5 protein-coding genes and 1 pseudogene are annotated in these 6764 nt (G+C 39.7%); all 6 read left to right on the top strand.

What is annotated here, in order from left to right; translation table 11 throughout:
• Positions 1 to 1333 (top strand): sigma E protease regulator RseP (gene rseP, locus P20652_RS17560; protein ID WP_083832847.1); only part of this gene is annotated, 1333 nt, incomplete at its 5' end.
• A gap of 98 nt (positions 1334 to 1431) precedes the next feature.
• On the top strand, positions 1432 to 3903 hold the full coding sequence (gene bamA, locus P20652_RS13670; protein ID WP_008166705.1) for an outer membrane protein assembly factor BamA: 2472 nt from the start codon (positions 1432 to 1434) through the stop codon (positions 3901 to 3903).
• An 11-nt stretch (positions 3904 to 3914) separates the two neighbouring features.
• On the top strand, positions 3915 to 4433 hold the full coding sequence (locus tag P20652_RS13675; RefSeq protein WP_008166703.1) for an OmpH family outer membrane protein: 519 nt from the start codon (positions 3915 to 3917) through the stop codon (positions 4431 to 4433).
• A 7-nt stretch (positions 4434 to 4440) separates the two neighbouring features.
• Positions 4441 to 5462, top strand: a pseudogene (gene lpxD / locus P20652_RS17555) (UDP-3-O-(3-hydroxymyristoyl)glucosamine N-acyltransferase).
• Between the two features lie 25 nt (positions 5463 to 5487).
• Positions 5488 to 5940 (top strand): 3-hydroxyacyl-ACP dehydratase FabZ, encoded by a 453-nt coding sequence (gene fabZ / locus P20652_RS13680; protein WP_008166699.1) that lies wholly within the window; start codon positions 5488 to 5490, stop codon positions 5938 to 5940.
• Positions 5941 to 5942: 2 nt separating this feature from the next.
• Entirely contained in the window at positions 5943 to 6713 is a 771-nt protein-coding gene (lpxA, locus tag P20652_RS13685) for an acyl-ACP--UDP-N-acetylglucosamine O-acyltransferase (protein ID WP_007580998.1), read from the top strand.
• Positions 6714 to 6764 lie beyond the last annotated feature (51 nt).

The following is a 6764-nucleotide window of genomic DNA, read 5'->3' as shown; positions in this document are numbered from 1 at the left end:
TCTTGGTTCATTTATTTTAGCGCTTGGTATTTTAGTGGCAATACATGAATACGGCCATTTCTGGGTTGCGCGCAAAATGGGCGTTAAAGTGCTGCGTTTTTCAATTGGTTTTGGTAAACCACTGTTAAAATGGCACGACAAATATAATACCGAATACGTGATTGCCGCTATTCCATTAGGCGGATACGTAAAAATGCTTGATGAGCGAGTTGATGAGGTGCCAGCAAATCAACGTCACTTATCGTTTAACGCTAAATCTGTACAAGCACGTATTGCTATTGTTGCTGCAGGACCTATGGCTAACTTTTTGTTTGCTATTTTTGCTCTTGCAGTGATGTATATGGTAGGTGTGCAGTCGGTTAAGCCCGTTGTTGGCAGCATAACCGAAGGCAGTCGCGCAGAGCAGGCGGGCATTATGCCTTCTCAACATATTATAAAAATTGGCGATGACGAAATAACCACATGGCAAGATGCCACGTTTGCGCTTATGTCTAACTTAGGTGAAGAAAGTGTTGAAGTTGTAGTTCGTGACAAAAACCTGCAGCCGCAAGTTAAAATACTTAATCTAGATGGTTGGAAACTTGATCAACAAGATGTACCCCCGTTGAGTTCATTAGGTATTGTACCATTTAGGCCTCAGGCAACGCTTGTTATTGCAGCGGTGACTAAAAATTCAGCGGCAGAGTTTGCTAAATTAGAGCCTAACGACAAAATTTTAGCTGTAAACGGTGAAACAATAACCAGTTGGCAGCAATTAGTTAATCTTATTACGCAATCGGCTAACAAATCTTTACAATTTAGTGTAAAAAGACAAGATACTATAAAAACGATGACGGTAACCCCTCAGGGCCGCCTTGATAATAACGGTATTGAGCAAGGCTTTTTAGGTGTAGCGCCTGTTGTTCAACAATGGCCTGATGGGTATGTAAAGACTAGACAGTATGGTCCGCTCGATAGTATCGTACGAGGTACAAAAGAAACGTGGCGCCTGATTGCCCTTAGTTTTGATATGATAGGTAATTTAATTACAGGCCAAGTTTCGGTTAAAAATTTAAGTGGTCCGGTAGGTATTGCTGTAGGTGCTGGCGCTAGCGTGAGCTATGGTTTAGTTGCCTTTTTAAGCTTTCTAGCCTTAATAAGTGTTAACTTGGGTGTATTTAATTTATTACCCCTGCCAGTGCTAGATGGCGGACACTTAATGTATTACATAATTGAACTTTTTCGTAAAAAGCCAGTCTCTGAAAAGACACAAGAGTTTGGTTTTAAAGTGGGAGCCTTGCTACTCATTTTTCTAACATGTTTCGCTTTGTTCAATGATGTATCGCGTTTGTAGTTGCAGCGTGACAAATTACTAATTAGAACACGATTGTAAAGCACTATTAATATATGGTGCTAAGCGTTAATACAGTTGTATAGGATAAAGATAATAAAATGGCTATAAAAAAACATTTGGCAGTTTCAAGTTTATTAGGTGCAAGCTTTGCAGCCCTAGGCCAAACTTCGTTTGTTGTTGAAGACTTGAAGGTTGAAGGCTTACAGCGTGTAGCACTTGGTGCTGCATTGACGCATATTCCTATCAACGTAGGCGATAATGTTGATGACTATACGATTTCAAAAACAATAAAGTCACTCTACCGCTCTGGTCACTTTGATAATATAAAAGCGCTACGTGATGGCAATAATGTTATTTTTAAAGTAACTGAACGTCCTACGATCAGCTTCATTGAGTTTGATGGTAACAAAGACATTAAAGACGAGCAGCTTAATGAATCTCTTGATCAACAAGATATTCGTCAAGGTGAGCCACTTGATAAAACCGTTATCGATAGTATCGAAAAAGGGTTAGTAGAGTTTTTCCACAGTATTGGTAAATATAACGCTAAAGTAGATATTAGCGTTACTAAGTTGCCACGAAATCGTGTAAAACTTAAGTTAGAGTTTGATGAAGGCGATGCCGCGTCCATCCGCCAAATTAACTTAGTGGGTAACGAGCTCTTCTCAAATGAAGATTTATTGAAATTAGCAGAGTCTCAGCAAGATTTACCTTGGTGGCAATTTATGGGTAGCGATCGCTACCAAAAGCAAACCATTGAGGGCGATTTAGAAAAAATTCGCAGCTTTTATTTAGACCGTGGTTATTTACGTTTTAATATCGATTCTACACAAGTATCAGTAAGTCCTGAGCGTGAATCCGTTTACGTTACAGCTAACTTAACTGAAGGTGTTAAATACAAGGTTAAGGGTTTTGACTTCATTGGTGATTTACTTGGTCGTGAAGATTTAATCAAGAGTGTTATCCCACTAAGAGCGGGTGAGCTTTATAACGGCTCAGTAGTTACCTCTTCTGAAGAATTCATTAAAAGTTACTTAGCACGTTTTGGTTATGCTAATGCTGAAGTGCGAACAATTCCTGAAATTGATGACGAAAAGCAAGAAGTGCAGCTAACTCTATCGGTTAATCCAGGTAAACGTGTATATGTACGCCGTATTATTGTAGGCGGTAATCAAAACACAGCTGATCAGGTGCTACGTCGTGAAATGACACAGCTTGAAGGTGCATGGTTATCTAATCAAAACCTTGAGCGTTCAAAACTGCAAATTCAACGTCTACCATACATGGAAACAGTTGATTTTAATATAGTTCCAGTACCAGGTGTCGATGACCAAGTAGATGTAGACTTTACTGTTAAAGAACAATCTGCGGGTAGCTTCAACGCTGGTCTTGCTTATGGTTCATACCTTGGTCTGCAATTTAACATTGGTGTAACTGAATCTAACTTTTTAGGCACAGGTAACCAGATAGGTTTAAATCTTAATACATCTACAGGTTCTGAAAGCTTAAGTCTATCATATACAGACCCGTATTTTACGCCAGATGGCGTATCGCAGGGTAGTAGCATTTTTTACAGAAACTACGACGCAAGTAAATTTAGCCTTGTTGAGTACAAGTCAAAAAGTTATGGTTTAGGCACAAATATTGGCTTTCCAGTTGATGCAATAAATCGTGTTAATTTTGGCGCTCGTTGGATTAAAGAAGAGCTTTCGGATATCGCTGAATACGAGCAAACTCGTGTACTACGTGAAACCTTCTTAGATCCTGAAAATCCAGATGCAGGCTTCGACTTTACTAAATATGAGTTGAGTGTAGGTTGGTCGCGTATTACTGTTAACCGCGGTTTATTTCCGACGGCTGGTTCACGCCAAACTCTAAATTTAACAGCAACAACGCCTAACTCAGATCTTCAATATTTTAAACTAGACTATGACTCGCGTTTTTACTGGCCAATTTCGAACGATCATCGCTGGGTATTTTCAACGCGTGCAGCACTTGGTTATGGTAATGGTTACGGTTCGACTAATGGTTATGAACAAACGTTACCATTCCAAGAGTTTTTCCGAATTACTGAAATGGAACTACGTGGCTTTGACCGTAATACAATTTTACCGCAAGCGGTATCTCGTATACCTCAATCTATTCCGGGTACACCTAATGCAGATGGTACATCTACCGGAGGGATTGGTGGTGCGTCTGAGTTTGATATATTAATACCGCAAGGTCGTATCGGTGGTAATGCTAAAGCGGTTGCAGGTATGGAGCTAATTGTTCCTACACCGTTTTTAGATGAAGAAAATACCAGTTCTGTACGTACCAGTTTCTTTGTTGATGCTGCAAACGTATGGGATACTGAGTTTAACGTAGACCGCTATCAAAATTTAGGCGTTGATGAGCGTGCTAAATTAGATGATTATTCTGACCCAATGCGCTTTAGGGTTTCAACAGGTTTATCACTACAGTGGATCTCTCCAATGGGTCCAATGCTGATCAGTTTTGCGTATCCATTGCAAAAAGAAGAAGATGACGATACGAAAACTATCAGTTTTAATATTAGTAACACTTTCTAAAGGAGTTTTTTATGAACAAATTATTTAAATCAACAGCTGTAGCTGTTTTAGCAACGTTATTGATGGGTACTTCTGCAAGTGCACTTGCACACAAAGTAGGCATTGTTGATATGCAAGAAATCTACAAGCAAATACCTCAAATGGCTAAAATTGAGCAGTCTTTACAAACTGAGTTTGCTGAACGACGTCAAGAACTTGAAAAGTTACAAGGCGATATTCGTTTTGAAGCTGAAAAATTTAAGCGTGAAAGTACAACTATGAGTCAAGCTCAAAAAGATGCACTACGTGATAAAATACAAGGCATGCAAAAAAACCTTGCTGAACAAGGTCGTCCTTTAGAGCAAGAAATCAAAGCCCGTCAAAACCAAGAACTTGCTAAAGTTCAAGGTGTAATTATTAAAACAATCGAAGAGATTGCTAAAGACGGCGACTTCGACGAAGTTAAAGTAAAAGACACTACTATTTACTTTAACCCTAAAGAAGTAACCGACCTTTCGTCTAAAGTAGTAGCCGCTGTTAGCAAGAAATAATTACTCGATGCATAATTATACGCTTTCGCAAATTGCGGAATTTCTAGGCGCCGAACTTCAGGGTGATGGCGCTTTAGAAATAAAAAAATAGCAACACTTGCCAATGCCCGTACAGGGCATATTGCATTTTTAGCGAACAAGAAATACCGTTCTCAACTTGAAACCACACAAGCGAGTGCTGTAATAGTTAGTGAAGCCGACGCGCCATATTTTAATGGCAGTAAAATTATCGTTGCAAATCCTTATGTAAGCTATGCAAAACTCGCCCAATTAATGGATACTACGCCACGTTCAGCCTCTATAGGCATTCACGCAAGTGCGGTTATTCATCCAACGGCTATTGTTAGCGACAGTGCTGCTGTTGGTGCTAACGCAGTTATTGAAGCTGGTGCAGTCATTGGTGACAACGCACAAATTGGTCCGAACAGTTTTATTGGAGAACGTGTTAAAATAGGCTCTGGCACTAAGCTTTGGCCTAGTGTGACTATTTATCACAATGTTGAAATTGGTTCAGATTGTTTGTTTCAAGCAAACAGTATTATTGGTAGTGATGGGTTTGGTTACGCTAACGAGCGCGGGCAGTGGATTAAAATACCTCAGCTAGGTTCGGTAATAATTGGTGATAAAGTTGAAATAGGTGCAAGTACGACTATAGACCGTGGTGCACTAGACGACACGATAATCCACAGTAATGTAATTATTGATAATCAATGCCAAATAGCACATAACGTTGAGATAGATTCTGGTACAGCTATTGCTGGTTGCAGCGTAATAGCGGGTAGCACAACGATTGGTAAGTATTGTCAAATAGGCGGTATGGTTGCAATTAATGGTCACATTTCTATAAGTGATGGTGTTATAATCACAGGCATGAGTATGGTGACTAAATCGATAACCGAACCAGGTATTTACTCGTCTGGCATGCCCCATACAACCAATAAAGAGTGGCGTAAATCAATAGCTAATCTGCGCAATCTTTCTGACATGAAGTTACGTTTGAAAGCGCTAGAAGCATTGGCTAAGTCATAACGTGAACACTAATAAGGATGCTATTTTGGCAAACGAATTAAATAGCCTTGATATTCAAGAAATTTTAGCTTTATTACCGCACCGTTATCCGATGCTTTTAATTGACCGTGTTATTGATTTTACACCTGGTAAATCTCTACACGCGATTAAAAATGTATCTATAAACGAGCCAATTTTTACTGGGCACTTTCCAAACCAGCCTATTTTTCCTGGTGTGCTAATATTAGAAGCAATGGCGCAAGCCACTGGCCTTCTTGGTTTTAAAACGGTTGAAAATCGCAGTGAAAACGAACTTTATTTATTTGCTGCTGTTGATAATGCACGTTTTAAACAACCAGTGATCCCTGGTGATACACTACATCTTCATGTTGAGTTTTTAAAAGAACGTCGTAACATATGGAAGTTTTCTGCAGAAGCAAAAGTCGACGGCAAAGTAGTATGTAGTGCCGAAATTATGTGTGCTAGAAGAGAGTTTTAATCGTGATCCATTCTACAGCAATAATCGAACCTGGCGCTAAACTAGGCAACAATGTCTCAGTTGGTCCTTACAGTTATATTGGTAATGATGTTGTTATCGGTGATAACTGTATAATTGAGTCTCACGTTGTTGTTAAAGGGCCATCAACTATTGGCTCTGGCAATCATATTTTTCAGTTTGCCTCTGTAGGCGAAGCCTGCCAAGACAAAAAATACAACAACGAGCCAACCACATTAATCATGGGCGACAATAATGTTATCCGTGAATGTGCCACTATTCACCGTGGTACAATTCAAGACCAAGGCGTTACTAAAATTGGTAGTAATAATTTGTTTATGGCCTATACACACGTTGCACATGACGCGGTAATTGGTGATAACGTAATTTTTGCTAACAACGCAAGTGTGGCCGGGCACGTACATGTCGGCGATTGGGTTATCTTAGGTGGTAATTCGGGTGTTCATCAGTTTTGTAAAATTGGTGCGCATGCCTTTATTGGTATGTACTCTGGTGTTAACAAAGATGTCCCACCATTTGTTACTACCATTGGTATGCCAGCAGGTCCTGCCGCTATCAATAAAGAAGGCATGAAACGTCGTGGTTTCGAAAGTGATGAAATTATGGCTGTACGCCGTGCATACAAAGCGTTTTACCGTAAAAGCTTAGGTGCTGAAGAAGCTATTGAGTCGCTTAGTGAAGATGCTGCAAAGTACCCTGCTGTGAAATTGATGGTCGACTTTGTTAAAAACTCAGAGCGCGGTATTGTAAGATAATTCGCGCGTTTTGTTTAAAGCATTTAAAAACCACCCTAGATGATAAATCGA

Source organism: Pseudoalteromonas sp. BSi20652, from assembly GCF_000239855.1.
Taxonomy (GTDB): domain Bacteria; phylum Pseudomonadota; class Gammaproteobacteria; order Enterobacterales; family Alteromonadaceae; genus Pseudoalteromonas.
The sequence above is the reverse complement of the archived record's forward strand: the minus strand, read 5'-3'. Positions and strand labels throughout refer to the sequence as shown.

Bases quoted from the DNA above. Each gene is read 5' to 3' on its own strand.
- P20652_RS13675 (WP_008166703.1), top strand. From the start codon at position 3,915: ATGAACAAATTATTTAAATCAACAGCTGTAGCTGTTTTAGCAACGTTA.
- bamA (WP_008166705.1), top strand. From the start codon at position 1,432: ATGGCTATAAAAAAACATTTGGCAGTTTCAAGTTTATTAGGTGCAAGC.